Origin of the sequence: Streptomyces sp. NBC_01216 (assembly GCF_035994945.1) — a bacterium.
Taxonomy (GTDB): domain Bacteria; phylum Actinomycetota; class Actinomycetes; order Streptomycetales; family Streptomycetaceae; genus Streptomyces.
This window is the reverse complement of the sequence record NZ_CP108677.1, coordinates 3,579,570-3,604,944: the sequence shown is the minus strand read 5'-3', so window position 1 is coordinate 3,604,944 and position 25,375 is coordinate 3,579,570. Positions and strand designations below refer to the sequence as shown.

General features: G+C 71.0%; 24 protein-coding genes, 1 tRNA gene and 1 pseudogene. 12 read left to right on the top strand and 14 right to left on the bottom strand.

Going from position 1 to position 25,375, the window contains the following annotated elements; all coding sequences use genetic code 11:
- Positions 1–12 precede the first annotated feature (12 nt).
- Genes OG393_RS15840 through OG393_RS15830 form a run of 3 tightly spaced genes read right to left on the bottom strand, consistent with a single transcriptional unit; the run spans position 13 to position 2,944 of the window.
- Positions 13–762, bottom strand: a complete 750-nt coding sequence (locus OG393_RS15840) for a TrmH family RNA methyltransferase (protein ID WP_327375301.1) — start codon at positions 760–762, stop codon at positions 13–15.
- Positions 759–2,075 carry an HTTM domain-containing protein gene (locus OG393_RS15835; protein WP_442817316.1) on the bottom strand — a complete coding sequence of 439 codons (1,317 nt, stop codon included), beginning with the start codon at positions 2,073–2,075 and terminating at the stop codon, positions 759–761. The genes OG393_RS15840 and OG393_RS15835 overlap by 4 nt, the downstream gene beginning before the upstream one ends.
- Positions 2,072–2,944, bottom strand: coding sequence for a DUF5819 family protein (locus OG393_RS15830; RefSeq protein WP_327375300.1), 873 nt, complete (start codon positions 2,942–2,944; stop codon positions 2,072–2,074). The genes OG393_RS15835 and OG393_RS15830 overlap by 4 nt, the downstream gene beginning before the upstream one ends.
- Before the next feature lie 113 nt (positions 2,945–3,057).
- Between OG393_RS15830 and paaA the strand changes: the two genes are divergently transcribed.
- The 6 genes from paaA (at position 3,058) to OG393_RS15800 (ending at position 7,923) form a co-directional block, all read left to right on the top strand.
- The gene (paaA, locus tag OG393_RS15825) at positions 3,058–4,131 is read left to right on the top strand and encodes a 1,2-phenylacetyl-CoA epoxidase subunit PaaA (RefSeq protein WP_327375299.1); all 1,074 of its coding nucleotides are present in this window, start codon (positions 3,058–3,060) and stop codon (positions 4,129–4,131) included.
- Positions 4,128–4,415 (top strand): 1,2-phenylacetyl-CoA epoxidase subunit PaaB, encoded by a 288-nt coding sequence (gene paaB, locus OG393_RS15820; RefSeq protein ID WP_327375298.1) that lies wholly within the window; start codon positions 4,128–4,130, stop codon positions 4,413–4,415. Before paaA ends, paaB begins: the two co-directional genes overlap by 4 nt.
- Positions 4,412–5,134 (top strand): 1,2-phenylacetyl-CoA epoxidase subunit PaaC, encoded by a 723-nt coding sequence (gene paaC, locus OG393_RS15815; protein WP_327375297.1) that lies wholly within the window; start codon positions 4,412–4,414, stop codon positions 5,132–5,134. The genes paaB and paaC overlap by 4 nt, the downstream gene beginning before the upstream one ends.
- Complete coding sequence (gene paaD / locus OG393_RS15810) at positions 5,128–5,625, top strand: 1,2-phenylacetyl-CoA epoxidase subunit PaaD (RefSeq protein WP_327375296.1); 498 nt, start codon at positions 5,128–5,130, stop codon at positions 5,623–5,625. The genes paaC and paaD overlap by 7 nt, the downstream gene beginning before the upstream one ends.
- Positions 5,626–6,687 (top strand): 2Fe-2S iron-sulfur cluster-binding protein, encoded by a 1,062-nt coding sequence (locus OG393_RS15805; protein ID WP_327375295.1) that lies wholly within the window; start codon positions 5,626–5,628, stop codon positions 6,685–6,687. It abuts the gene before it with no gap.
- A gap of 102 nt (positions 6,688–6,789) precedes the next feature.
- Positions 6,790–7,923, top strand: a complete 1,134-nt coding sequence (locus tag OG393_RS15800; RefSeq protein ID WP_327378441.1) for an acyl-CoA dehydrogenase family protein — start codon at positions 6,790–6,792, stop codon at positions 7,921–7,923.
- 103 nt (positions 7,924–8,026) lie between these two features.
- On the opposite strand, the gene OG393_RS15795 is transcribed toward OG393_RS15800, so the two are convergent.
- The 5 genes and pseudogenes from OG393_RS15795 to OG393_RS15780 form a co-directional block, all read right to left on the bottom strand.
- Positions 8,027–8,371, bottom strand: a complete 345-nt coding sequence (locus tag OG393_RS15795; RefSeq protein WP_327375294.1) for a rhodanese-like domain-containing protein — start codon at positions 8,369–8,371, stop codon at positions 8,027–8,029.
- A 59-nt stretch (positions 8,372–8,430) separates the two neighbouring features.
- Complete coding sequence (locus OG393_RS15790; protein WP_327375293.1) at positions 8,431–9,264, bottom strand: hypothetical protein; 834 nt, start codon at positions 9,262–9,264, stop codon at positions 8,431–8,433.
- Between the two features lie 245 nt (positions 9,265–9,509).
- Entirely contained in the window at positions 9,510–10,958 is a 1,449-nt protein-coding gene (locus OG393_RS15785; protein ID WP_327375292.1) for a DUF2252 domain-containing protein, read from the bottom strand.
- Positions 10,959–11,175: 217 nt separating this feature from the next.
- A pseudogene (locus tag OG393_RS35475) lies at positions 11,176–11,514 on the bottom strand (LuxR C-terminal-related transcriptional regulator); the annotation flags it as partial.
- A gap of 273 nt (positions 11,515–11,787) precedes the next feature.
- Positions 11,788–11,874 (bottom strand) — tRNA-Leu (locus OG393_RS15780).
- Between the two features lie 862 nt (positions 11,875–12,736).
- Between OG393_RS15780 and OG393_RS15775 the strand changes: the two genes are divergently transcribed.
- The 6 genes from OG393_RS15775 (at position 12,737) to pknB (ending at position 20,793) form a co-directional block, all read left to right on the top strand.
- Positions 12,737–13,585, top strand: coding sequence for a DUF3662 and FHA domain-containing protein (locus tag OG393_RS15775; protein WP_327375291.1), 849 nt, complete (start codon positions 12,737–12,739; stop codon positions 13,583–13,585).
- A gap of 10 nt (positions 13,586–13,595) precedes the next feature.
- Positions 13,596–14,120, top strand: coding sequence for an FHA domain-containing protein FhaB/FipA (locus OG393_RS15770; protein WP_327375290.1), 525 nt, complete (start codon positions 13,596–13,598; stop codon positions 14,118–14,120).
- A 147-nt stretch (positions 14,121–14,267) separates the two neighbouring features.
- Positions 14,268–15,767, top strand: coding sequence for a Stp1/IreP family PP2C-type Ser/Thr phosphatase (locus OG393_RS15765; RefSeq protein ID WP_327375289.1), 1,500 nt, complete (start codon positions 14,268–14,270; stop codon positions 15,765–15,767).
- Between the two features lie 26 nt (positions 15,768–15,793).
- Positions 15,794–17,215 carry an FtsW/RodA/SpoVE family cell cycle protein gene (locus OG393_RS15760; protein ID WP_327375288.1) on the top strand — a complete coding sequence of 474 codons (1,422 nt, stop codon included), beginning with the start codon at positions 15,794–15,796 and terminating at the stop codon, positions 17,213–17,215.
- Positions 17,212–18,678 (top strand): peptidoglycan D,D-transpeptidase FtsI family protein, encoded by a 1,467-nt coding sequence (locus OG393_RS15755; protein WP_327375287.1) that lies wholly within the window; start codon positions 17,212–17,214, stop codon positions 18,676–18,678. Before OG393_RS15760 ends, OG393_RS15755 begins: the two co-directional genes overlap by 4 nt.
- A 153-nt stretch (positions 18,679–18,831) precedes the next feature.
- Positions 18,832–20,793, top strand: a complete 1,962-nt coding sequence (gene pknB / locus OG393_RS15750; protein ID WP_327375286.1) for a Stk1 family PASTA domain-containing Ser/Thr kinase — start codon at positions 18,832–18,834, stop codon at positions 20,791–20,793.
- 93 nt (positions 20,794–20,886) lie between these two features.
- Here the strand turns inward: pknB and OG393_RS15745 are convergent, their stop codons facing one another.
- The 6 genes from OG393_RS15745 to OG393_RS15720 form a co-directional block, all read right to left on the bottom strand.
- Positions 20,887–21,570 (bottom strand): class E sortase, encoded by a 684-nt coding sequence (locus tag OG393_RS15745; RefSeq protein ID WP_327375285.1) that lies wholly within the window; start codon positions 21,568–21,570, stop codon positions 20,887–20,889.
- 42 nt (positions 21,571–21,612) lie between these two features.
- Complete coding sequence (locus OG393_RS15740) at positions 21,613–22,779, bottom strand: class E sortase (protein ID WP_327375284.1); 1,167 nt, start codon at positions 22,777–22,779, stop codon at positions 21,613–21,615.
- An 80-nt stretch (positions 22,780–22,859) separates the two neighbouring features.
- Positions 22,860–23,498 (bottom strand): aminodeoxychorismate/anthranilate synthase component II, encoded by a 639-nt coding sequence (locus OG393_RS15735; protein WP_327375283.1) that lies wholly within the window; start codon positions 23,496–23,498, stop codon positions 22,860–22,862.
- Positions 23,495–23,656 carry a hypothetical protein gene (locus OG393_RS15730; RefSeq protein WP_327375282.1) on the bottom strand — a complete coding sequence of 54 codons (162 nt, stop codon included), beginning with the start codon at positions 23,654–23,656 and terminating at the stop codon, positions 23,495–23,497. The genes OG393_RS15735 and OG393_RS15730 overlap by 4 nt, the downstream gene beginning before the upstream one ends.
- Positions 23,657–23,721: 65 nt before the next feature.
- Complete coding sequence (locus OG393_RS15725) at positions 23,722–24,420, bottom strand: class E sortase (RefSeq protein WP_327375281.1); 699 nt, start codon at positions 24,418–24,420, stop codon at positions 23,722–23,724.
- 57 nt (positions 24,421–24,477) lie between these two features.
- Entirely contained in the window at positions 24,478–25,245 is a 768-nt protein-coding gene (locus OG393_RS15720; RefSeq protein ID WP_327375280.1) for a DUF881 domain-containing protein, read from the bottom strand.
- Between the last annotated feature and the right edge of the window lie 130 nt (positions 25,246–25,375).

The following is a 25,375-nucleotide window of genomic DNA, read 5'->3' as shown; positions in this document are numbered from 1 at the left end:
CCTCCGCGCTCCCTACGGGGTGTCGGCGATCTCCGCGTAGCGCTGCACCCAGGCGTGCATGGCGATCGCGGCGGCGGCACCCGCGTTGATCGACCGGGTGGAGCCGAACTGGGCGATCGAGCAGACCTGGGCCGCGTGCCGGCGGGCGTCCTCGGTGAGCCCCGGGCCTTCCTGCCCGAAGAGCAGCACGCAGCGGCGCGGGAGCACGGTCCGCTCCAGGGGCACCGCGCCCGGCAGGTTGTCGATGCCGATGATCGGCAGGCCCTCGGCCGCCGCCCATGCGGTCAGTGACCGCGTGTCCGGGTGGTGCCGCACGTGCTGATAACGGTCGGTGACCATCGCCCCGCGCCGGTTCCAGCGACGGCGCCCCACGATGTGGATCTCCTTCGCCAGGAAGGCGTTGGCGGTCCGCACCACCGAACCGATGTTGAAGTCGTGGCCCCAGTTCTCCACCGCGACGTGGAAGTCATGGCGCCGGGCGTCCAGGTCGGCGACGATCGCCTCCCGCGTCCAGTACCGGTAGGGGTCGACGACGTTGCGGCGGTCCCCGGCGGCCAGAAGTTCGGGGTCGTACCGCTCGTCCTGGGGCCAGGGCAGGGGATGCGGCCCGACGCCGACCTCGGGGGCGTACCCCTCGTCGTACTGGACGGGCTCGCCGCCGGCCTCCGGGCCGGGCGGGCCCTGGAGGGCAGGTTCGTGCCGGGCGGGCCCGGCGGGGCCCGCCGTCGGGGGCGACGCGCTCGGCTGTTCGGTGGTGCTCACCCGACGAGGGTACGGGGAGGCTCATCCTCGTCGGCACGGCGTGGTCCGGGCATCGCCCCGGCCGGCCGGCGCGCGAGCAGTCGGTCCTTGCCCCGTTCCGCCCGCGATCCCAGCCACACCAGGAAGGCCGTCGGCAGGAAGACCGCGTCCGCGGAGATCATCGCCAGCGAGAAGAAGGGCAGGCCCAGGATCACGGCGATCCCGGCGTGCTCCAGCATCATCGCGACCAGCAGGACGTTCTTCACCTTGCGGTTGAAGAGGGTGAACGGGAAGGCGACCTGCACGGCGACGGTTCCGTAGGTCAGCAGCAGCACCATCAGCGCGCTGGAGCCGAGCAGGTCGGAGACCGCCGGCCACGGGGAGAAGTAGTCCAGCTTGAGCGGGTAGTACAGCGCTGTGCCGTCCTGCCAGCGTGACCCCTGGATCTTGTACCAGCCGGCGGTCGCGTAGATCAGACAGACCTCGGCCATGATCACGAGGAGTGCCGCGTTGTGGGTGAGGTTGGCGAGCACGTCGAGGAGGGTGCGTGGCTCACCGGGGGCGTGACGGCAGGCCAGCCACCACAGCGCCTGCGCCGCCCAGAGCGCCCACAGCAGCACGATGAGCCACCACTCGCCCGTGACGGGGGAGTAGGAGGTGGCGACGAGCAGGAGAACGCCGAGCACGGTCCAGAGCAGGGGACCGACGACGTCGCGGCGGGCGGGCCGGCCGAGGTCCGCCTCGCGGGCCTCGCGGGCGCGGCGGCGGGCGTCGAGCGACCAGACCTGGCCGCATCGGACCAGCACGAGGTAGAGGGCGACGAGGTGCACGACGTTGTCGCCGCCGTCGCCCATGAAGATGGAGCGGTTCTGCAGCGACAGCACCCCGGCCATGAAGACCACCGAGACGGCGCGGGTGCGCCAGCCCAGGAGCATCAAGGCCGAGGAGAGCACCGCGAGCCCGTAGACGATCTCGAACCAGAGTCCGCTGTCGGACCACATCAGCACGGAGAAGGCATGGTTGTCGGCGATCAGCCGACGGGCCATCTCCCAGGACCAGGGGCCGTCGGGGCCGTACAGCTCATGGCGGTGGGGCAGCTCGCGCAGCAGGAAGAGCAGCCAGGTGAGGGAGAAGCCGATCCTGACGACCGCGGTCTGGTAGGGGCCGAGCGCGGTGGCCGTGACGCGCTGGACGGCGCGGGCCAGCGCTCGGTCGAAGGGTTCGCGGGCCGCCGGACGCGGCGCGGGCCCTCCGGGTGTCCCGGGTGGCCCGTACGGCTCGGACAGCACGTCGGCCGGCGTGGTCACGGCCCGGTCCGGGGCGGGGCGTCTCACCGGCCGGCCTCCGTACGGTCGTCGCTCCGCCCGCCGGCCGGCAGGTCGGCGGCGGTCACCTGCCACCAGGGCAGGACCCGGTAGGCGGGTTGGGTGTTGATCCGCACCCCGCTCCAGGACGGGGACTGGACGGCGCGCGTCTTCGAGCGGAGCTGTATCTGCCGCACCGTTCCACCAAGGCTCTCGCCGTCGAGGCGGAGCATCACGATGCGTCGCATGTACCGCTCCGAGAGGCTTCCGCGCACGCCACGGGGGCGGAAGTCGTCGGTGTGGGAGTTGAGGTAGAAGTCGAAGCCCCGGCGCAGCTCGTTCTGGTCGACGTGGCTGGGCAGCAGGCTGCCGCGGATCGCCGCGGCGTCCTGCGCCGACAGATCGATCCAGTCGCTGGTGCGCCGCGTGCCGTCGTCGGCGGCGATCTCCGCGCGGGCCTGGACGGCGACGTTCTGCTGAAGCGGGTTGGGAGCGAAGAGCTTCCAGTTCTGCTCGAACTCCGGGAAGATCCAGCCGTCGACGGCGTCGCCGTGCTGCTTGGTCACCGTGTTCGAGGGTGCGACATGCAGGAACACCATCGCGAGGTGGACGCAGGCGAAGACCCCGATGACCGCGAGCGCGACGGCGGCGATCACCTGGGAGGGCAGGGACAGCGCCAGCACGCCCGCGCCGGGCACCTGCGCCGGGCGGTCCGGAGCGGCCGAGGGCCCGGGGGAGGTGTCCGCCGAAGGGGCGGTGCCGGCTATCGCGGTCCGGTCGGCGAGCGGGTCGGAAGCCGGTGCGGACGCTCCCTCGGCCGGGGTCTGAGCCGGGGTCTGAGCCGGTGTTCCCGGGGCGTCGTCCCCCTCGCGCACGCCCCCGTCGCCGTACGAGTCCATCCCCGCCCCGATCCCGCTCGGTCCACCTCGGTTATCCACAGGGTTGACACCATACGGGCCGCCGACTCACCATTGAAGTCATTCAACCGAACGATCGGTCGGCAGGGAGTCCGATGACCGCAGGGACAGCAGCGACAGCAGTGACCCCGGGCACGCAGTCCGGGAAGGGCGCGCGCTCCGAGGGCGACACGGCCGCCGCGGCGACGCCGGCCGCCTACCAGGCCGTGTTCGACGCCGCCGTCGCCGCGGACGAGCGCATCGAACCGCGCGACTGGATGCCCGACGCCTACCGGGCCTCCCTCGTCCGCCAGATCGCGCAGCACGCGCACTCCGAGATCATCGGCATGCAGCCGGAGGCCAACTGGATCACCCGGGCGCCCTCGCTGCGCCGCAAGGCGATCCTCATGGCCAAGGTCCAGGACGAGGCCGGCCACGGGCTCTACCTCTACAGCGCGGCCGAGACCCTCGGCGCCGACCGCGACGAGCTGCTCGACAAGCTCCACTCCGGCCGCCAGAAGTACTCCTCGATCTTCAACTACCCCACGCTGACCTGGGCCGACGTCGGCGCCATCGGATGGCTCGTGGACGGCGCCGCCATCACGAACCAGGTACCGCTCTGCCGTTGTTCCTACGGCCCCTACGCCCGCGCGATGGTGCGCGTCTGCAAGGAGGAGTCGTTCCACCAGCGTCAGGGGTACGAGGCACTGCTCGCCCTGTCGAACGGCACCGAGGCCCAGCACGCGATGGCCCAGGACGCGGTGGACCGCTGGTGGTGGCCCTCCCTGATGATGTTCGGGCCGCCCGACGACGAGTCCGCGCACTCCGCGCAGTCGATGGCCTGGAAGATCAAGCGGCACTCCAACGACGAGCTGCGCCAGCGGTTCGTCGACATCGCCGTCCCGCAGGCCGAGGCCCTCGGTCTCACTCTCCCCGACCCCGACCTGCGGTGGAACGAGGAACGCGGACACTACGACTTCGGCGCCATCGACTGGGCCGAGTTCCGGGACGTCCTCAAGGGCAACGGCCCCTGCAACGAACAGCGGCTCGACCGGCGGCGCACGGCACACGAGAACGGCGCCTGGGTCAGGGACGCCGCCGTGGCCTACGCCGCGAAACACGCCTCCGGGTCGTCCGACCGGCAGGGCGAACACCACACGGACCAGCAGCACGGGGAGGCACGGGCATGACCACCGACGGATGGCCGCTGTGGGAGGTGTTCGTGCGCTCGCGCCGCGGACTGTCCCACACCCACGCGGGCAGCCTCCACGCGCCGGACGCCGAGATGGCCCTGCGCAACGCCCGTGACCTCTACACCCGCCGCAACGAAGGCGTGTCGATCTGGGTGGTCCCCTCCACCGCGATCACCGCCTCCTCGCCGGACGAGAAGGACCCCTTCTTCGAGCCGTCGGCCGACAAGCCCTACCGCCACCCGACCTTCTACGAGATCCCGGACGGGGTGAAGCACCTGTGAACGACACCGCCGTGATCACCACAGCCGCCCTCGCCCTCGGGGACGACGCCCTCGTGCTCTCGCACCGGCTGGGGGAGTGGGCCGGCGACGCCCCCGTCCTGGAGGAGGAGGTCGCCCTCGCCAACATCGCGCTCGACCTGCTCGGCCAGGCACGCATCCTGCTCTCCCTCGTCGGCGACGAGGACGCACTGGCCTATCTCCGGGAGGAACGCGCCTTCCGTAACTGCCAGCTCGTCGAGCAGCCCAACGGCGACTTCGCCCACACCATCGCCCGACAGCTCTACTTCTCCACCTACCAGCGGCTTCTGTACGACCGGCTGGCCACCGGCGACGGCCCGCTGTCCGGACTGGCGGCCAAGGCCGTCAAGGAAGTCGCCTACCACCAGGACCACGCGGAGCACTGGACCCTTCGCCTCGGCGACGGCACCGACGAGAGCCACCAGCGCATGCAGCGCGCCTGCGACACCCTGTGGCGCTACACCGGAGAACTCTTCCAGCCCGTCGAAGGACTGGACGTGGACCCGCCCGCCATGGAGCACGCCTGGCTCGACTCCGTCACCGCCGTCCTCACCCAAGCCACGCTCACCGTGCCGGACGGCCCGCGCACCGGCGCCTGGGCCGCGGGCGCCGGCCGCCAGGGCCTGCACACCGAGCCCTTCGGACGGATGCTCGCCGAGATGCAGCACCTCCACCGCAGCCACCCGGGAGCGACATGGTGACCATGACGGCCCTGGAGCGGGAACTGAGCCACGTCGCCGGAGCCGTTCCCGACCCCGAACTGCCCGTCCTCACCCTGGAGGACCTCGGCGTCCTGCGGGGCGTACAGGTCCTCGGCCCCGGCCGCGTCGAGGTCGCGCTGACCCCCACCTACACCGGCTGCCCGGCGATCGAGGCGATGTCCTCCGACATCGAGCGGGCCCTCCACGCCCACGGCGTGCCCGAGGTGTCCGTCGTCACCGTCCTCTCCCCCGCCTGGTCGACCGACGACATCAGCGAGGAAGGACGGCGCAAACTGGCCGAGTTCGGCATCGCGCCGCCACGCCCCCAAGGTCCGGCCGCGGGACCGGTGCCCCTGACCCTGGCGATCCGCTGCCCCCACTGCGGCTCCACCGACACCGAACTGCTCAGCCGCTTCTCCTCCACCGCGTGCAAGGCACTGCGCCGCTGCACGGCCTGCCGCGAACCGTTCGACCACTTCAAGGAGTTGTAGATGTTCCATCCGCTCCGGGTGAGCGAGGTCGAGCAGCTCACGGACGACTCGGTGGCCGTCACCTTCACGGTCCCGCCCGAGCTGCGCGAGACCTACCGCCACACCCCCGGCCAGCACCTCGCCCTGCGCCGCACCGCACGGGACGGCGAGGAGATCCGACGCACCTACTCCATCTGCGCCCCAGCGGCCCCGGCCTGCGAGGCCCCCGTGCTGCGCGTGGGCATCCGGCTGGTCGACGGCGGAGAGTTCTCCACATACGCGCTCAAGGAGCTGGCCGTCGGCGACACCGTCGAGGTCATGGAGCCGACGGGCCGCTTCGTCCTGGCTCCGCGCCCCGGGCACTTCGCGGCGGTCGTCGGCGGCAGCGGCATCACCCCGGTCCTGTCGATGGCCGCGACCCTGCTCGCCGGCGAACCGCTGTCCCGGTTCTGCCTGATCCGCAGCGACCGCACCGCGTCCTCGACGATGTTCCTCGACGAGGTCGCCGACCTCAAGGACCGCTACCCCGACCGCTTCCAGCTCGTCACCGTGCTCTCCCGGGAGGAACAGCAGGCGGGCCTGCCGTCCGGGCGCCTCGACCAGGAACGCCTCGCCGACCTGCTGCCGACGCTGCTGCCTGTCGACGAGATCGACGGCTGGTTCCTGTGCGGTCCTTTCGGACTCGTCCAGGGCGCGGAGAAGGCCCTGCGGGGTCTGGGAGTGGAACGCGGCCGGGTCCACCAGGAGATCTTCCACGTCGACGACGGGTCCGCGCCCGCCCCGGCGGTCACCACGGACGCACCCGTCCACGCCACACTGACGGCGACCCTGCACGGACGTTCCGGCAAGTGGCCCGTCCAGGAAGGCGAGACGCTCCTCGACACCGTGCTGCGGGCACGCGCCGACGCGCCCTATGCCTGCAAGGGCGGAGTGTGCGGCACCTGCCGCGCCTTCCTGGTCGGCGGCGAGGTACGGATGGACCGCAACTTCGCCCTCGAACCGGAGGAGACCGAGGCCGGATACGTGCTGGCGTGCCAGTCCCACCCGGCCACGGCGGACGTGGAGCTGGACTTCGACCGCTGACAGCCGACGCCTCCGCCTTCCCTTCCCTTCCCGTGACACCTGCCCTATCTTGACGATCCGTCAGATATGGATGGTCGAGCTGGGAAACGGGAGGGCAAGGCCGTGGACTTCACCTTCACCGAGGAACAGCTGGCGGCCGTGGAGGCAGCCAGAGCGGTCTTCTCGGGCTTGGCACCCGACGCCGTGCCGAGCCCCGCACGCACACCAGGGGCCGTCGACGACGACATCGACCGCCCCCTCTGGTCACGCCTCGCCGCCTCGGGGCTGCTCGGCCTGGTCCTCTCACCCGAGCGCGAGGGGTCCGGCCTCGACACCACCGCACTCTGCCTCGTGCTGCGCGAAGCCGCCCGCGCCCTGGCCCGCGTGCCCCTGCTCGAAACCGGTGCCGTCGCCATGGCCGTCGAGCGCTACGCCCCCGAGGCCACTGCGACCGACCTCCTGCCCCGCGTCGCCCGCGGCGATCTCGTCCTCACCGTCGCTTCCAACGGCCGCAGCGGCCACGATCCCGCCGAACTGGCGGTCACGGCCCGCCGCGACGGAGCCGGCTGGACCCTCGACGGAATCCAGACCGCCGTCCCCTGGGCGCACGCAGCCGATCACATCGCCGTCCCCGCCCACACCCCGGAAGGACGTACGGTCCTCGCGCTCGTCCCCCGTAGGCACACGGGCCTCACCCTGGCCGAGCAGTTCTCCACCAGCGGCGAACTCCTCGCCGAGATCGGACTCGCCTCCGTACGCCTCACGGACGCCCACGTCATCGACACCGACGGTGCCTGGGAGTGGCTCCGTGGCGTCCTCGCCACCGGCACCTGCGCCCTCGCCCTCGGTCTCGGGGAGAGCGTTCTCGCGATGACGAGCCAGTACACCGGGAAACGCGAGCAGTTCGGCCACCCGGTCGCCACGTTCCAGGCCGTCGCCGTCCAGACCGCCGACCGCTACATCGACCTACGCGCCATGGAGGTCACGCTCTGGCAGGCGGCATGGCGCATCGGCACCGGCGCAGGCGGCCCGCTCCCGCCCGCCGCGGACATCGCCGTCGCCAAGATATGGGCTTCGGAAGGTGTACGCCGCGTCGTACAGACCGCCCAGCACCTGCACGGCGGTATCGGCGCCGATACCGACTACCCTCTGCACCGCTACCACGCCTGGGCGAAGCAGCTCGAACTCGCCCTCGGGCCGGCCGCCGCCCACGAGGAGGCCCTGGGCGACCTGCTCGCGGACCATCCCCTCGGCTGACGATTCCCCGGCGCTCCCGGAATCCCGAGCCCCGTCATCCCGGGGGAGCCGGAACGGCCCGGCAGCCCGACAGCGGAGCGGAGCGGTGGAACCGTCACCGACGTCAGAGCACGAACGCCTGAGTGCCGTTGTCCGCGACCATCGGACGCCCCGCGCCTTCCCAGGCATGCATTCCGCCGTCGACGTTCACGGCGTCGATCCCCTGCTGGACCAGATACTGCGTGACCTGCGCCGAGCGGCCACCCACCCGGCACATCACATAGGCCCGCCGGCCGTCGGCGACCGCCTCGGTCACCTCACCGAAGCGGGCCACGAAGTCACTCATCGGTACGTGCAGGGCGTCCTCGACATGACCGGCCGCCCACTCGTCGTCCTCCCGGACGTCCAGCACCAGGGCGTCGGCGGGCACCGAGGCCACGTCCACCGAGGGCAGTGGGGCGAAATTCATGGGACCGGCCTTCTCTCGTCTGTCTGTGGTGCCCGACCGAACACGGGCTCCCGCGCAACCTACTGCACGAGGGCGGCGAGCTCCGCCTCCCGCTCGGAGACCTGCGCCAGCAACTGCTCGGCGATCTCCTCCAGAAGCCGGTCCGGGTCGTCCGGAGCCATCCGCAACATCGCCCCGATGGCGCTCTCCTCCAGCTCCCGGGCGACCACCGTCAGCAGTTCCTTGCGCTGCGACAGCCATTCCAGGCGGGCGTACAGTTCCTCGCTCTCGCTGAGCCGCGCCTGCTCCGGAACGGGCCCGGCGGCCCATTCGGCGGACAGCTCGCGCAGCAGCGTGGCGTCACCGCGCGCGTACGCCGCGTTGACGCGCGTGATGAACTCCTCGCGGCGCTTGCGCTCTTCCTCTTCGCGGGCCAGGTCGGGGTGGGCCAGGCGCACGAGTTCCCGGTACAGCTTGCGGGCCTCCTCGCCCGGCCGCACCCGCTTGGGCGGCTGCACCGGCTGCTCGGTCAGCATCGCCGCGGCCTCGGGCGAGAAACCGTCGGAGCCGATCCAGTCGTGGAAGAGCTCGTCGACGCCCGGCATCGGCATGACGGCGGCGCGTGCCTCCCGTGCCCGTCGCCCGTCCTCCGGGTCGCCGGTCTTCTCCGCCTTGGCCTCGGCGACCAGTGCGTCGAGTTCGTCGAGCCGCGCGTACATCGGGCCGAGCTTCTGATGATGCAGCCGGGAGAAGTTGTCCACCTCGACCCGGAACGTCTCGACGGCGATCTCGAACTCGATCAACGCCTGCTCGGCCACCAGCACGGCTCTCTCCAGCCGCGCTTCGGGCCGCTCCGTACCGGGCTCACCACCCGCGCCCTGCTCCACGTCCACGTCCTCGTTCGGGTCCGTCACCCCTCCAGCCTACGGTCCTCCGGGGGCCCCTCCCCCCTCCCACCCCGCCCCCACCGCCCTCCCACCGGGCTCGCCGGCTCGCCCGACCTCATGGCACGGCACCCAGCGGTGTCGCGGGCCAGGCCGGCACAGGCATCGGCGCGCCTTCGCACGGCAGGCCGGCCCACACCGCCCCACGCCACGTGGCCCCGCTCGACGCCGGCGCACGGCGGCGGGGCGTGACCGCCTTCGGTGGTCGTCGGCCGTCAGACGCCCGTCTCGGCCGCCATCCGGCCGCTTTTCACCGCCGTCACCAGGTCGGCGTGGTCCGCCGTGGTGCGGTCGGCGTACGCCATGGCGAAGGCGGCGATCGCCTCGTCCAGTTCCTCGTTCTTGCCGCAGTAGCCGGCTATCAGACGCGGGTCGGCGCTGTGCGCGTGGGCCCGCGCCAGCAGGGCGCCGGTGATGCGCCCGTAGTCGTCGACCTCCGCGGGGGTGAGCGCCGCCGGGTCGACGCTGCCCTTGCGGTTGCGGAACTGACGCACCTGGAAGGGCCGCCCCCGCACCGTGGTCCAGCCCAGGAGGATGTCACTGACGACCTGCATCCGCTTCTGCCCCAGCACCACGCGGCGCCCCTCGTGGACCGGTTCCGGTGCGGCGAAGCCGACGGACTCCACGTACGGCAGCAGGACCGAGGGTCTCGCCTCCTTCACCTGGAGGACCAGCGGCTCGCCCCGGTGGTCCAGCAGCAGCACCACGTACGACCGGGTGCCGACGCTTCCGGTGCCGACGACCCGGAAGGCGACGTCGTGCACCGCGTACCGCGCCAGCAGCGGCAGTCGGTCCTCCGGAACGGTCCTCAGATACGCGCCGAGCGAGGCGGCGACCGCAGCGGCCTCCTCGTCCGGGACCCGCCGCAGCACCGGCGGAGCGTCGATGAAGCGGCGCCCTCCCCCGGCCTCGTCGGCGACCGCCTCCGTCGACTTGGCGGCGAAGCGGGCGCTGGTGTTGCCGCGGGCTTTCTTGGAGACCCGATCCAGGGTGCCGATCAGGTCATGGGCATCGGTGTGCGAGACGAGTTCCTCGTCCGCGATGGCGTTCCAGGCATCGAGAACGGGGAGCTTGGCGAGCAGGCGCATGGTCCGGCGATAGGCGCCCACGGTGTCGAAGGCCGCGGCACGACAGGTGTCCTCGTCGGCGCCGACCTCCCGCCCGGCGAGCACGAGGGAGGTCGCAAGCCGCTTGAGGTCCCATTCCCAGGGGCCGACGACCGTCTCGTCGAAGTCGTTGAGGTCGATGACGAGGCGGCCGCGGGCGTCGCCGTAGAGCCCGAAGTTCGCCGCGTGGGCGTCTCCGCATATCTGGGCGGCGATGCCGGTGACGGGTGAGCCGGCCAGATCGTGCGCCATCAGGCCGGCGGAGCCGCGGAGGAAGGCGAAGGGGCCGGCGGCCATGCGGCCGACCCGTATCGGGGCCAGCGCGGGGACACGGTCGCGGTTGGACTCCTCCACGGCCCGGACGGCGTCCGGGCGGCCGGGGGAGAGCGTCAGCTCGCCGTGTGCGGAGCGGGGAAGTCGCTCCCGCAGGGCCTTGCCGCGCGTCCTGGGGGAGTCGGTCGTCCCCGCGGCGGCGCGCCGTGCGAATCCCGGCACGTACGGGACGCGTCCGCTTCCCGTGTCCCGCTGCCCCGGCACCACTGCTCGGTTGTCGCCCATCGGACGCCCTCCCCCGGCCTCGTACGATTCGCTGTCCCACAGCGACTGGCCATGAAGGTACAGCCGACGCCGGCCGGGCGTCTTCCGGCGGTGGACGAGCGGCCCGCTGTGGACAAGTGCGTCCACCGGACGAGGGACGAGCGGAGGGGTTTCCGGCCGGGGCGCCCCGGGCAGGCGGCCCCGTCCACAAGCCCGCGTCACGGGCCGACGACGCCGCCTGCACCCGGTTCCCGCAGGCCGGCTTGGCCAGGATCCGGCTCACGTACGTCTTCACGGTGGCCTCGCTCAGGTGCAGGCGACGCCCGGCGTCCGCGTTCGACGGCTCCTCACGATCGGCTTGGCGCCCTTGAAGCAGAACCGGAACACCGGTCCTGTGTCCAGCGCCTCGCCCTCCTCCGAGGACAAGGTCCAGGCAGGTGGACCCCGCGGGCTCCCGCGGACCCTTGCCGTGCAGGCCCGTGCTGGCGAACGCGTCGCCGGAAGGGAGCTGTTCTCGGACCTTCTCCTCGGCCGTGCCGATCCGTACCGCCTCGTACGCGGTCACCGGCCGCCCCATGGCCACCGCGAGCACGGCCTCGCCGGCGGTCCTGCGGCGCGACCACATGCCCGGCGCCGTGCGCCACCGCCACCCGGCGACCGCGCCCGCCGTGATCCTCGAAGACGCGTCCGCGTGCGCCCTGGGCAGCGCCCGCCCAGACCGCCGACCGCTTTCGTCTCGCCCCGATGCGACGAAGGCAGCAGCCCCGACGGGGATCTCACGGACCGTCCGGACGAACAGGGGCGAACAACGCGAAAGTCCCGTAGGTCGATGACCTACGGGACTTTCGTCTGGTGCGCGAGGGGGGAGTTGAACCCCCACGCCCTTTCGGGCACTGGAACCTGAATCCAGCGCGTCTGCCTATTCCGCCACCCGCGCATTGGGTGTGTCTCCGGGCTTCTCACCTCTTCGGTGCGACCGCCTGGCGACATCTGAAGATTAGCACGTCGCAGACCGTGGATTCACATCCGTTTGTTTCGGACCGCCCTCCGGTGAACAGGAGGAGAGACGTGGCGCGGCGCGGCAGGCGAAGGGGCCCGGCAGGGGTGGGGAGCGGGGGCCGCGTGGGGGAACCCTCCGTGCGCCACGCGGAGATGCGGCGCTGTACCCGGCTACTTCGGGAACGCCCGGACCGGTACTCCACGGGCGGCTGGAGCGGGGCGGCGGGCATCGGGCGGCCGGCCCCCACAAGCGCCGCGCGACCGCCTCGCCATGGAGCACGGGACGGGCGAGAGCGAACGGCACGGAGTCCGGGCAGCGCACCGGGAGGACCACGGGGCCTCCCCGGAAGGACCCCGCGAGGAACCGGGAGGCCCCGGAGGAGTGCCCGGAGGAGTGCCCAGGGGAACCGGGAGGGCCCCCTGAGGAGTCCCGGGAGGGAAGCGGAAGCACTTGCGGAAGCACCTTCGCCAGGGGGCGACGGGGAGCGGGGGAGTGCGCGGGAAGCGGGAGCCATGGGAGACGGAGGGGCACGCGGAGGCGACGGACGTGCGGGACAAAAGGGAGAAAGCTCACAGACCGCCCCGCTCGCGCCTGCTGACCGGCCGCCGCTTCCCCCCGCTCCCCCTCCTTGCTCCCCAGGTGCGGGACACTGTCCGGGGGCCGCCCCTACGATCCATCGGGAAGGTCTGTGAGAGGTGACACTCATCCACAGGGCAGAGAAGGGGAACCAGCCGATTTCCCGACGCGTGGATACGATCAGTAAGCAGTACCAGGACGGCGACGACGGAGGAGGTGCCCCATGGGAGTCATGAAGCGTTTCGAGCAACGACTCGAAGGTCTGGTCAACGGCACCTTCGCCAAAGTGTTCAAGTCCGAGGTCCAGCCCGTGGAGATCGCCGGCGCGCTGCAGCGCGAGTGCGACAACAACGCGACGATCTGGAACCGCGAGCGGACCGTCGTGCCCAACGACTTCATCGTGGAACTGAGCACGCCGGACTTCGAGCGGCTCAGTCCCTACTCGGGCCAGCTCGGCGACGAGCTCTCGGGCCTCGTGCGGGACTACGCCAAGCAGCAGCGGTACACCTTCATGGGCCCGATCAAGGTGCACCTGGAGAAGGCGGACGACCTCGACACCGGCCTGTACCGGGTGCGCAGCCGCACGCTCGCGTCGAGTACGTCACAGTCGCAGGGTCCGGCCGACGCGGCCCAGCAGGGCAGCGCACCCGGTGGCTACGGCTACCCTCCGGCCGGTGCTCCGCCGATGCCCGCCGCCCCGCCGCCCGGGGGGCATCAGCGCCCCGGACAGGGACCTCAGGCAGGCCGTCCCACGACCGGTGGCCCCAGCCCCCTTCCCGTATCCGGCGCCCAGGTGCGACGCTGGATCGAGATCAACGGCACCCGCCACCAGATCTCCCGCCCGACTCTGGTCCTCGGCCGCAGCACCGACGCGGACGTGAGGATCGACGATCCCGGCGTCTCCCGCCGGCACTGCGAGATCCGGACCGGAACGCCCTCGACGATCCAGGATCTCGGGTCCACCAACGGCATCGTGGTGGACGGGCAGCACACCACCCGCGCTACGCTCCGCGACGGCTCGCGGATCGTCGTGGGCAGCACCACCATCGTTTACCGGCAAGCCGAAGGGTGAAGCGGGGGCAATGTCAGAGCTGACCCTGACGGTCATGCGGCTGGGTTTCCTAGCCGTTCTGTGGCTGTTCGTGATCGTGGCCGTCCAGGTCATTCGCAGCGACCTGTTCGGCACGCGTGTCACGCAGCGCGGCTCACGCCGCCAGGACGCCCGGCCGCAGCAGAACACGCGCCAGACGGCGGCGCCCCCGCAACAGCGGGGGCAGCAGAACGGCGGCGGTGGCGGGCGCCAGCGCCGCGGCGCCCCGACCAAACTGGTCGTCTCCGAGGGCACCCTGACCGGCACGACGGTCGCCCTCCAGGGACAGACCATCACGCTGGGCCGCGCCCACGACTCGACGATCGTGCTGGACGACGACTACGCCTCCAGCCGGCATGCCAGGATCTACCCGGACCGGGACGGTCAGTGGATCGTCGAGGATCTCGGGTCCACCAACGGCACGTATCTCGACCGGACCCGTCTCACCACCCCGACGCCGATTCCGCTGGGCGCGCCGATCCGCATCGGCAAGACCGTCATCGAGCTGCGGAAGTAGTACGACAATGAGCGAGCGGAGCGAGCGGGCCGAGGCGGTCCCCACGGCGGACCGCACGACGGACCGGCACGGGCTCCCGACCGGAGGGTGGGCAGTGTGGCTCGAGACCGGCTGTACCCCGACGCAGCGTCGACAGGGCAGGTGCGCATGAGTCTGTCACTGCGCTTCGCCGCCGGGTCACACAAGGGAATGATCCGCGAGGGCAACGAGGACTCCGGCTACGCCGGCCCCCGTCTCCTCGCGATCGCCGACGGCATGGGCGGCCAGGCCGCCGGCGAGGTCGCCTCCTCCGAGGTGATCTCCACCCTCGTCACACTCGACGACGACGTCCCCAGTTCGGACATCCTCACCTCGCTCGGTGTCGCCGTGCAGCGTGCCAACGACCAGCTCCGGATGATGGTCGAGGAGGACCCGCAGCTGGAGGGCATGGGCACCACGCTCACCGCCCTGCTGTGGACCGGTCAGCGTCTCGGCCTGGTGCATGTCGGCGACTCCCGCGCGTACCTGCTGCGCGACGGGGTGCTGACGCAGATCACGCAGGACCACACCTGGGTCCAGCGGCTCGTCGACGAGGGGCGCATCACCGAGGAGGAGGCCACCACCCATCCGCAGCGCTCCCTGCTGATGCGCGCGCTGGGCAGCGGCGACCACGTCGAACCCGATCTGTCGATCCGTGAGGTCCGGGCCGGCGACCGCTACCTCATCTGCTCCGACGGGCTGTCCGGCGTCGTCTCGCACCAGACGATGGAGGACACCCTCGCCAGCTACCAGGGCCCCCAGGAGACCGTCCAGGAGCTGATCCAGCTCGCCCTGCGCGGCGGCGGACCCGACAACATCACCGTGATCGTCGCCGACGTCCTCGACGTCGACGGCGGGGACACCCTCGCCGGACAGCTCAGCGACACCCCGGTGATCGTCGGCGCGGTCGCCGAGAACCAGACCCAGCCGAACGACGGCGGGGCCATGCACACCCCGGCCGGCCGTGCGGCCGGACTCGGGCGTACCGCACCGCACCAGCAGCCCCCGGCCGGCGGATTCGGCCCGCCCGGAAGCGGCGGCGGCGAGCACGGCTACGACGGGATGCCGCCTCAGGGCTCCTTCGGCGAGTACGGCGACGACGACTTCACCAAGCCGCGCACCGGCCTCAAGTGGCTGAAGCGCAGCTTCTTCCTCCTGCTCGGCCTCGCCGTGATCGGTGGCGGCCTCTACGGCGGCTACCGCTGGACGCAGACGCAGTACTTCGTCGGCTCCAAGGACCAGCACGTGGCGCTGTACCGGGGCATCAGCCAGGACCTGGCCTGGGTGTCCCTGTCCGAGGTGGAGAAGGACCACCCCGAGATCGAACTCAAGTACCTCCCGGCGTACCAGCGCAAGCAGGTCGAGGACACGATCGCGGGCGGCAGCCTGTCCAAGGCGCAGACGAAGATCGAGGAACTCGCGCTGCAGGCCTCGGCCTGTGAGAAGGCCGAGCAGCGCCGTGAGGCGGCTGCCGACGCCGCCGACAAGGCGAGCACGCCGCCGCCGTCGGCCGACCCGACCGCGCCGACGACCGCGCCCTCCACCCAGCCCAGCACAGCCGCTCCGTCCCCGGGCCCCAGCCTCTCGGAGGACGAGCAGAAGCTGGCCTCGAACTGCGGCAAGCAGTAAGCACCCGTAGGGGGCCTTTCACCACCATGAGCGTTGTCACCAACACGACCACCATCGGCGCGATCGAGGCGCCGAGCCGCCGCAACACCGAGCTGGCGCTGCTCGCGTTCGCCGTCGTCATCCCGGTGTTCGCGTACCTCAACGTCGGCCTGGCGCTGGACGGCGAGGTACCTCCGGGCATGCTCGGCTACGGGCTGGGCCTCGGCCTGCTCGCGGCCGTCGCCCACCTCGTGGTGCGCAAGGCCGCGCCGTACGCGGACCCACTGCTGCTGCCGCTGGGCACGCTGCTCAACGGTCTCGGCCTGGTGCTGATCTGGCGGCTGGACCAGTCGCCCCGGCTGATCGCCGACTCCATGCGGCGGTTCGACAGTTTCAGCCCCGACGCCCCCAAGCAGATGCTGTACTCGGCGATCGGCATCGCCATGTTCGTGGGTGTCCTGCTGCTGCTGAAGGACCACCGGGTCCTCCAGCGCTACACGTACATCTCGATGGTGGCGGCCCTCATCCTGCTGCTGCTGCCGCTCGTCCCGGGCCTCGGGTCGGACGTCTTCGGCGCCAAGATCTGGATCAACGTCGCCGGTTTCTCCATCCAGCCCGGCGAGTTCGCCAAGATCGTCCTCGCGGTGTTCTTCTCCGGCTATCTGATGGTGAAGCGCGACGCCCTGGCCCTGGCCAGCCGCCGCTTCATGGGGATCTACCTGCCGCGTGGCCGCGACCTCGGCCCGATCCTCACGATCTGGGCCGTCAGCCTGCTCATCCTGGTCTTCGAGAACGACCTCGGCACCTCGCTGCTGTTCTTCGGCATGTTCGTGATCATGCTGTACGTGGCGACCGAGCGGACCAGCTGGATCGTCATGGGTCTGCTGATGTCCGCCGCCGGCGCGGTCGGCGTCGCCTCGTTCGCGGGCCATGTGCAGGCCCGTGTCGCCGCCTGGCAGGACCCCTTCGCCTGCATGCAGACGTCCGATGCCTGTGACCAGATGAGCAAGGTGCTCATGTCCTTCGGGTCCGGCGGCATCCTCGGCACCGGTCTCGGGCAGGGCAACTCCGACCTGATCGGCTTCGCGGCGAACTCCGACTTCATCTTCGCCACCGTCGGCGAGGAGCTCGGCCTGACCGGCGTCATGGTCTTCCTGCTGCTCTACGGCCTGATCATCGAGCGGGGTGTGCGCACCGCCCTCGCGGCCCGCGACCCCTTCGGCAAGCTGCTCGCGATGGGCCTGTCCGGCGCCTTCGCGCTCCAGGTCTTCGTCGTCGCCGGCGGTGTGATGGGCCTCATCCCGCTGACCGGCATGACGATGCCGTTCCTGGCGTACGGCGGATCGTCCGTGATCGCGAACTGGGCCCTGATCGGCATCCTGATCAGGATCAGCGACACCGCCCGTCGCCCGGCGCCCGCCCCCGCCCCGTCCCCCGACGCCGAGATGACCCAGGTGGTCCGTCCGTGAACAAGCCCCTGCGCCGGGTCGCCGTCTTCTGCGGCCTGCTGGTCCTCGCGCTCCTGCTGCGGGACAACTGGATCCAGTACGTACGTGCCGACGAGCTGACCACCCACCCCGCGAACACGCGTGTGCGGATCGAGCGCTACGCCAACGAGCGCGGCAACATCATCGTCGACGGCAAGCCGATCACCGGCTCCGTCGACTCCGGTGACACGTACTTCAAGTTCAAGCGGACCTATACCGACGGCCCCATGTGGGCCCCGGTGACCGGCTACGCCTCGCAGGCATTCGACGCCAACCAGATCGAGAAGATCGAGGACGGCATCCTCACGGGCAACGACGACCGGCTGTTCTTCGACCGCACCCTCGCGATGTTCACCGGCGAGAAGAAGAAGGGCGGCGACGTCGTCACCACCCTCAGCGGTGCCGCCCAGAAGGCCGCGTTCAAGGGCCTCGGCGACAAGACGGGCGCGGTCGTCGCGATCGAGCCGTCGACCGGCAAGATCCTGGCACTGGCGTCCACTCCCTCGTACGACCCGGCGTCCTTCGCCGGCTACCACAACGAGGACGCCAAGGCATGGCAGGCGCTGGAGCAGGACAAGAACAAGCCGAAGCTGAACCGCGCGATCCGTGAGATCTACCCGCCCGGCTCTGTCTTCAAGGTCGTCACCGCCGCCGCCGCGCTGGAGAACGGCGCGGTCACGGACATCAACGCGGCGACCGACACGCCCGAGGGCTGGAAGATCCCGTTGTCCACCAAGACGATGGTGAACCACGCCCAGGGCTGCGCGAACGCCAGCCTCAACCGGGCCCTGGAGATCTCCTGCAACTCGGTCTTCGCGAAGCTCGGTGACGACGTCGGCCGCGACAAGATGGTCGAGACGGCCGAGAAGTTCGGTTTCAACGCCGAGCAGTTCATCCCGGTCCGGTCCGCCGCCTCCGTCTACGACAAGAAGGCCGACCGCGGCGGTAACGCGCTCTCCTCGATCGGTCAGTTCAACACCGCGACCACCCCGCTCCAGATGGCGATGGTCGCCTCCGCGATCGCCAACGACGGCAAGCTCATGAAGCCGTACATGATCCAGGAGCTGCGCGCCCCGAACCTCGACGTGATCAAGAAGACCGAGCCGGAGGAGATGAGCCGCCCTGTCTCGCAGCAGAACGCCCAGCTGATCCAGACCATGATGGAGAACGTGGTCACGAACGGCACCGGCGGCAACGCCGACGTCGGCATGGACGGCGTGAAGGTCGGCGGCAAGACGGGTACCGCCCAGCACGGCGAGAAGAACGCCAAGCGCCCCTACGCCTGGTTCATCTCCTACGCCAAGACCGCGCAGGGCTCCCCGGTCGCCGTCGCCGTCATCGTCGAGGACTCCGAGGGCACGAACCGCGAGGACATCAGCGGTGGCGGCCTCGCGGCCCCGATCGCCAAGGCCGTGATGAAGGCGGTACTGAAGACCAGGAGCTGACCCCACGGCCAGGCACCGGCCAGGTACCGGTCAGGTATCAGGTGCCGGTCGCGGGCGGAACCCCCTCCCGCGGCCGGTACCGTATGCGCGAACAGCACACCGCCGGACCGCACACCGGTGCGGTCGGGACAGACGGAGAGGGCTGGATCAGTTATGGAAGAGCCGCGTCGCCTCGGCGGCCGGTACGAGCTGGGCTCGGTGCTCGGCCGCGGTGGCATGGCGGAGGTCTACCTCGCCCACGACACCCGGCTCGGCCGCACCGTCGCCGTGAAGACGCTGCGGGCCGACCTCGCCCGCGACCCGTCCTTCCAGGCCCGGTTCCGCCGTGAGGCCCAGTCCGCCGCCTCGCTCAACCACCCGGCGATCGTCGCCGTCTACGACACGGGCGAGGACTACGTCGACGGTGTGTCCATCCCGTACATCGTGATGGAGTACGTCGACGGCTCGACCCTGCGTGAGCTGCTGCACTCCGGGCGCAAGCTGCTGCCCGAGCGCACGCTCGAGATGACGGTCGGCATCCTCCAGGCCCTGGAGTACTCCCACCGGGCCGGCATCGTGCACCGCGACATCAAGCCGGCGAACGTCATGCTGACGCGTACCGGTCAGGTCAAGGTCATGGACTTCGGCATCGCCCGCGCCATGGGCGACTCGGGCATGACCATGACCCAGACCTCGGCGGTCATCGGCACGGCCCAGTACCTCTCCCCGGAGCAGGCCAAGGGCGAGCAGGTCGACGCCCGCTCCGACCTGTACTCCACCGGCTGCCTGCTCTACGAGCTGCTGACCGTCCGGCCGCCCTTCGTGGGCGACTCCCCGGTCGCCGTCGCCTATCAGCACGTCCGCGAGGAACCGCAGGCGCCGAGCAACTTCGACCCCGAGATCACGCCCTCGATGGACGCCATCGTCCTCAAGGCACTGGTCAAGGACCCCGACTACCGCTATCAGTCCGCCGACGAGATGCGTGCCGACATCGAGGCATGCCTCGACGGTCAGCCCGTCGCGGCGGCCGCGGCGATGGGTGCGGTGGCGTACGGCGGCGGATACGGCGGATACCCGCCGGACGACCAGCCGACCGCGGCCCTGCGCCAGACCGATCCGGCCGGCCAGACGTCCATGCTTCCGCCGATGAACCCGGACGACGGCGGATACGGCTACGACGACCGCCCGGACCGCCGCCGTCAGAAGAAGTCGAACACCTCGACCGTCCTGCTGGTCCTGGCGGGGGTCCTGGTGCTGGTCGGAGCGATCCTGATCGGCAGTTCGATCTTCAAGGGCAAGGACGGCGCCGACCCGGTCACCGTGCCGCAGTTCGTCGGCAAGACGCTGAAGGAAGCCGAGGGCCTGGCGGCCAACATCCAGGTCAAGGTCGTGTCCAGCGGCACCGAGCGCTGCGAGCAGCCCAAGGGCGCCATCTGCAAGCAGACCCCGGTCGCCGACGGAACCGCCACGATGGAGGTCGACGACACGATCACGGTCACCGTCTCCGAGGGCGCGCCGCTCGTGGAGGTCCCGGACGTCACCGAGAAGTCCCGGGACAGCGCCGAGGCTCAGCTCAAGCAGAAGGGCTTCACGGTCGAGGTCAAGCAGGCCGAGTCCGACGAGGACCCGGGCACGGTCCTGCGGCAGAAGCCCGAGGGCGGCAGCCAGGCGGAGAAGAACTCCCCGGTGACGATCACGGTGGCCGTGCAGTCGAAGTCTCAGCTGCCGGACGTCAGGGGCCGCAGCTACGACCAGGCCGTCCAGGATCTGAAGCTGCTCGGCTTCGAGAACGTCGCCCGTCAGGACGTCGACTCCGAGGAGCCCGCGAACACGGTCGTCGACCAGACCCCGAAGGGGAACACGGCGCAGACCAAGGACGTCCAGATCACCCTGAAGGTCTCCAGGGGGCCCCAGCAGACCCAGGTCCAGATCCCCACGGACGTCCAGGGCAAGCGGTTCTCCGAGGTACGCCGTCAGCTGGAGGCCATGGGCCTGGTGGTCGTGCAGCAGGGATCGGACAAGGAAGGCGCCTCCGTGCTGGGTACCAACCCGCCCGCCGGCAGCACGGTCAACCAGGGCGACACCGTCACCGTGTTCACCGCGGGGGGCAACGACCGCGGCGGCATCTTCGGCTGACCCCGCCCACGGGCCCGACGGTGTGAGCCCCGGCATCCTCCTGGATGCCGGGGCTCACACCGTGTCGGGCGTTCCGGGCCGCGCGCCGGGTCGTCAGCCCAGCTCGGCCGGGGGCGTCCGGTCGGCGTCGACCTTCTCGGTGCGTTCGAGTTCGCCCCACACGACGTAGCGGAAGTCCGAGCTGTACATCGGGGTGCAGGTCGTCAGCGTGATGTAGCGGCCCGGCTTGGTGCGGCCCGACTCCCGGGGGACGGGCTGGAGGACGTCCACGTTGTACTTCGTCGTCTGGGGCAGGGTCCTGAAGACCTTGTAGACGTACCAGGTGTCGCGGGTCTCGAAGACGATCGCGTCGCCGCTCTTCATCTTGTGGATGTCGTGGAACTTCGCCCCGTGCCCGTCCCGGTGCGCCGCGAGGGTGAAGTTGCCCTGCTCGTCCTGCGGGAGAGCCGACTCGATCGGGTCGGTGTAGTAGCCGGCGACGCCCTTGTTGAGGACGGCGGCGCCGGTCCCCTTCTTGACGAGTATCTCGTCGTCGTCCATCGCCGGGACGTGCAGGAAGCCGATGCCGTCCCCGGTGTCCAGGGCCCCCGGGCCGCCCGCGTCGGCCGCCCAGTGGTCACGCACCTGGTCGCCCTCCTTGTCGGCGGCGCGGTCGGCGACGACGTTGGTCCACCACAGCGAGTAGACGACGAACAGTCCGAGCACGAGTCCGGCCGTGATGAGGAGCTCGCCGAGGACGCTGATGATGCCGGCGATCCGGTTGCGCGCGCGTGCCACTAGGTCGTCCCGTCTGGAGGATTGGAGATCGATCTCAGCGCCTCAGCCTACGAGGGCAGCGGGCTTCCCCTTGCTGCGTGGGCGCTCCTCCACCATCTTCCCCCAGACGATCATGCGGTAGGTGCTGGTGAACTCCGGAGTGCAGGTGGTGAGGGTGATGTAGCGGCCGGGCTCCTTGAAGCCCGAGCCCTCCGGCACCGGACGGATCACGGAGACGTTCGACGGGGAGGTCTGCGGAAGGATGCTCGCCATCTCGTACGTGTAGTAGGCGTCGCGGGTCTCGACCACGATCGGGTCACCGGGCTGGAGCCGGTTGATGTAGCGGAACGGTTCCCCGTGCGTGTTGCGGTGCCCGGCCACGGCGAAGTTGCCCTCCTTGTCGGAGGGCATCGCCGTCTTCAGAGTGCCCGCGGCGTAGTGGCCGACCATGCCCCGGTCCAACACCTTGGGCTTGCTGATGCCCTCGGCGATGGGGACGACCACGTCCAGCTTGGGGATGTACATGATGGCGAAGCCCTGGCCGGGCTCGAAGGCGCCCGGGGCGTCGCCGTCGCGCCCCCGGGACCAGTCGTCCTCGATCTGCTGCTTGGCCTGGTCGGACTGCTGTCCGGCCCGGACGTTCGTCCACCACAGCTGGTAGGTGACGAACAGCAGCATGACGACGCCGAAGGTGATGAACATTTCGCCGATGACCCGGCTGGCGACGACGCCGACGCTCTCCTTGCGGGCCCGGGCGGCCCGCCGGGCCTCGACGCGCGAGAGGGGAGCCGTCGGAGCCACGGCGGCCGGCGGCTGCCCGGCACGACGGCCGCGCCCTTTGGCGGCCCGGCGCCGCTCGGCCCTGCCAGGGCCCGGGACGGGTAGCGGCGCACTCTCCACGGACCGGAGTGCCACCGTCTCGTCGTACGGCGGCTCGTAGGGCGCCTGTGGGGCCGCTGTCGGCTCGTACGCGGCCTCGGGGGACACCATGGCCCCGGCCCCGTCGTACGCGGAGACGTGCCCGTGGGCCCGCTCGGGCCCGTAGGCGTCGGCGGCGTGGGAGGAGGCGTCCTGGGAGGCCGTGCCGTAGCCGGTGCCCGCGTACCCGGTGGCCTCCTGGGCGGCGGGCTCGTACCCGGTGCCCGGCCGGCCGGTCGTGTGGTCCGGCCGGGAGACGGCCTCGTACCCGGTCGGCGGCGTGTAGGGCGCTCCGGGCGCCGGGGCGGCCATGGTTCCGGCGGGGGGCGCCTGGGTGGGCTCCGGTTCCCCCTCAGGTGTCCTCGGCGCTGGGAACCACGGCGACCCCTCGGTCACGCGGCGGCCTTGCCCACCACCGGCGCGAGGCCCGCCGACCGCCCGACCGCCCCCTGATCGCCACACTGCTCCAACCAGTTGGCGAGCATCAGGTGCCCGTGCTCGGTGAGCACCGACTCGGGGTGGAACTGCACGCCCTCGACGGCCAGGTCACGGTGGCGCAGGCCCATGATGATCCCGTCCTCGGTGCGAGCGGTGACCTCCAGCTCGTCCGGCAGCGCCGCCGGCTCGGCGGCCAGCGAGTGGTAGCGGGTCGCGGTGAACGGTGACGGCAGTCCGGCGAAGACGCCCTGGCCGCCGTGGGTGACGAGCGAGGTCTTGCCGTGCAGCAGCTCGGGGGCTCGGTCGACGACGCCGCCGTAGGCGACGGCCATGGACTGCATGCCGAGGCAGACGCCGAAGACGGGGACGCCGGTGGCGGCGCAGTGGCGCACCATGTCGATGCAGACCCCGGCCTGTTCGGGTGCGCCGGGGCCGGGCGAGAGCAGGACGCCGTCGAAGCCGTCCTGGGCGTGGCCCAGTTCGACCTCGTCGTTGCGCAGCACCTCGCACTCGGCACCGAGCTGGTAGAGGTACTGGACGAGATTGAAGACGAAGCTGTCGTAGTTGTCGACGACGAGAATCCGCGCGCTCACTGACCGTCCACCGTCACATCGTTGAACGGAAGCAGCGGCTCCGCCCAGGGGAACACGTACTGGAAGAGCGCGTAGACGGTCCCGAGCACCAGGACGAGCGACAGCAGTCCCCGCACCCAGGCGTTGCCCGGCAGATGCCGCCAGATCCAGCCGTACATGACGTCCGCCGCCCCTTCCGTTCGTTACCGGACCCAGAGTACGTGGCGATGCCTCCGGCGGGGTGTCAGCCGCCCAAAGACGGCGGCCTGCCCCGTGTCACGGGCTGGGTGGCGTCCAGGTGCGCCCAGACGACCAGCCGGTGGCTGCTGCCCCACTCCGGGTCGCAGGTGGTGAGGGTGAGGTAGCGCCCCGGTCCGTCGAAGACGGCCGCGTCGGTGCGCAGCGGCGCCGGGACCGGGGCGATCACCCCGGTGTCCGTGGGCACGGTCCGGTACGGGGCGCGGGCGACACGGTAGGTGTACCAGGTGGTGCCGTCGGTGAGGACGACGGCGTCACCGGGCCGCAGCCGGGGGAAGTCCCTGAACGGATCTCCGTACGTGCGGCGGTGGCCGGCCACGGCGAAGTTGCCGGTCTCGCCGAGCCGCGCACCGCCGGTGTAGTGGCCGAGGCCCTTCTTCAGGGTGCCGGTCGCGGTGCCCTCGAGGACGGGCCACTCCCAGTCCCCGCCGAGGCGGGGGACGTACATGACGGCGAGGCCCTCACCGGGGGCGTAGGGGCGGGGAGCGGCCGGGGCGGCCGTCGAGGAGGGGTCCGGCCGGGGTCGGGTCTCCCAGGCGTTCCGGAGGGTGCGGAGCTGCCCGGCGCTGGCGCCGTCGGCCTCGACACCGGTCCAGAACAGGAGGTGGACGACGAAGAGGACGATCAGGGTTCCGAGGGTGACGCAGAGTTCGCTGAACGTCCTGACGATCAGTCGCACCGACACCGGACCTGACCTCCCCTCGGCCGGTCCCCGTGCCGGGCACCCCGCGGAACGGCCCCGCTAGCCCACCGGCTGCGCGTAGTGGAGATCCACTGTGCCCGAATAGCCGGGAAGAGTCACCGCCTTGTGCTCGTCGACCTTCCAGCCGAGCCCGTACGCCTTCACGTACAGCTGGTAGTTCTGGATCGCCGGGGAGTCGGACAGCGCCCGGCGCAGCGCGTCCCGGTCCCCCACCGCGGTGATCTTGTACGGCGGGGAGTAGACGCGGCCCTGGAGGATCAGGGTGTTGCCGACGCAGCGCACGGCGCTGGTCGAGATGAGCCGCTGGTCCATGACCTTGATGCCCTCGGCGCCGCCCTGCCAGAGGGCGTTGACGACCGCCTGGAGGTCCTGCTGGTGGATGACGAGGTCGTTGGCCTGGGGTTCGGGGTAGCCGGGGGCGGCCTGTGCGTTGGGCGGGGCGTCGTCGAGGGTGACCGTGAGTCCGGGGCCGGAGGTCTCGGTGGTCCCCGCGGCCTCCTCCAGGGCGTGCAGTCGCGCGTCCTCGGCTTCGGTGGAGCCGTTGTCCCGGTCGGCCAGGGCGTCGACCTCCGCGCGCAGGACGGCGGTGGACTCGTCCAGACCGGCGTTCTTGTGGCTGCGCTCCTCGATGAGGTCGGAGAACCGCAGGAGCGAGGCGTCGGTGCGCAGATTGGTGCCCTTGGCGGTGTTGAAGCTGGTGACGAAGATCAGCCCGGCGAGGGCGAAAACGGCAGCGGTCAGCAGCCGGACCGGCCGCCATCGTCCAGGTCGGCCGGGCCCGGAGGGAGTGTCGGCGGAATTGCTCAACGTACCCTGATCCCCTTCGGTGCCACGGAAGCACTACGCTAACGGACGCCCGGGGGACGCAGTGGTCCTCCTGCGTCACATCCCGGCGCCAGCCACAGTTCCCTGCGCGGTCACGCAGCGCATCGACAGG

Excerpts from the sequence above, each read along its gene's own strand:
- OG393_RS15830 (WP_327375300.1), bottom strand. The coding sequence starts at position 2,944 with ATGGACTCGTACGGCGACGGGGGCGTGCGCGAGGGGGACGACGCCCCG.
- paaA (WP_327375299.1), top strand. The coding sequence starts at position 3,058 with ATGACCGCAGGGACAGCAGCGACAGCAGTGACCCCGGGCACGCAGTCC.
- paaB (WP_327375298.1), top strand. The coding sequence starts at position 4,128 with ATGACCACCGACGGATGGCCGCTGTGGGAGGTGTTCGTGCGCTCGCGC.
- paaD (WP_327375296.1), top strand. The coding sequence starts at position 5,128 with ATGGTGACCATGACGGCCCTGGAGCGGGAACTGAGCCACGTCGCCGGA.
- OG393_RS15805 (WP_327375295.1), top strand. The coding sequence starts at position 5,626 with ATGTTCCATCCGCTCCGGGTGAGCGAGGTCGAGCAGCTCACGGACGAC.
- OG393_RS15795 (WP_327375294.1), bottom strand. The coding sequence starts at position 8,371 with ATGAATTTCGCCCCACTGCCCTCGGTGGACGTGGCCTCGGTGCCCGCC.
- OG393_RS15785 (WP_327375292.1), bottom strand. The coding sequence starts at position 10,958 with ATGGGCGACAACCGAGCAGTGGTGCCGGGGCAGCGGGACACGGGAAGC.
- OG393_RS15775 (WP_327375291.1), top strand. The coding sequence starts at position 12,737 with ATGGGAGTCATGAAGCGTTTCGAGCAACGACTCGAAGGTCTGGTCAAC.
- OG393_RS15770 (WP_327375290.1), top strand. The coding sequence starts at position 13,596 with ATGTCAGAGCTGACCCTGACGGTCATGCGGCTGGGTTTCCTAGCCGTT.
- OG393_RS15765 (WP_327375289.1), top strand. The coding sequence starts at position 14,268 with ATGAGTCTGTCACTGCGCTTCGCCGCCGGGTCACACAAGGGAATGATC.
- OG393_RS15760 (WP_327375288.1), top strand. The coding sequence starts at position 15,794 with ATGAGCGTTGTCACCAACACGACCACCATCGGCGCGATCGAGGCGCCG.
- pknB (WP_327375286.1), top strand. The coding sequence starts at position 18,832 with ATGGAAGAGCCGCGTCGCCTCGGCGGCCGGTACGAGCTGGGCTCGGTG.
- OG393_RS15740 (WP_327375284.1), bottom strand. The coding sequence starts at position 22,779 with ATGGCCGCCCCGGCGCCCGGAGCGCCCTACACGCCGCCGACCGGGTAC.
- OG393_RS15730 (WP_327375282.1), bottom strand. The coding sequence starts at position 23,656 with ATGTACGGCTGGATCTGGCGGCATCTGCCGGGCAACGCCTGGGTGCGG.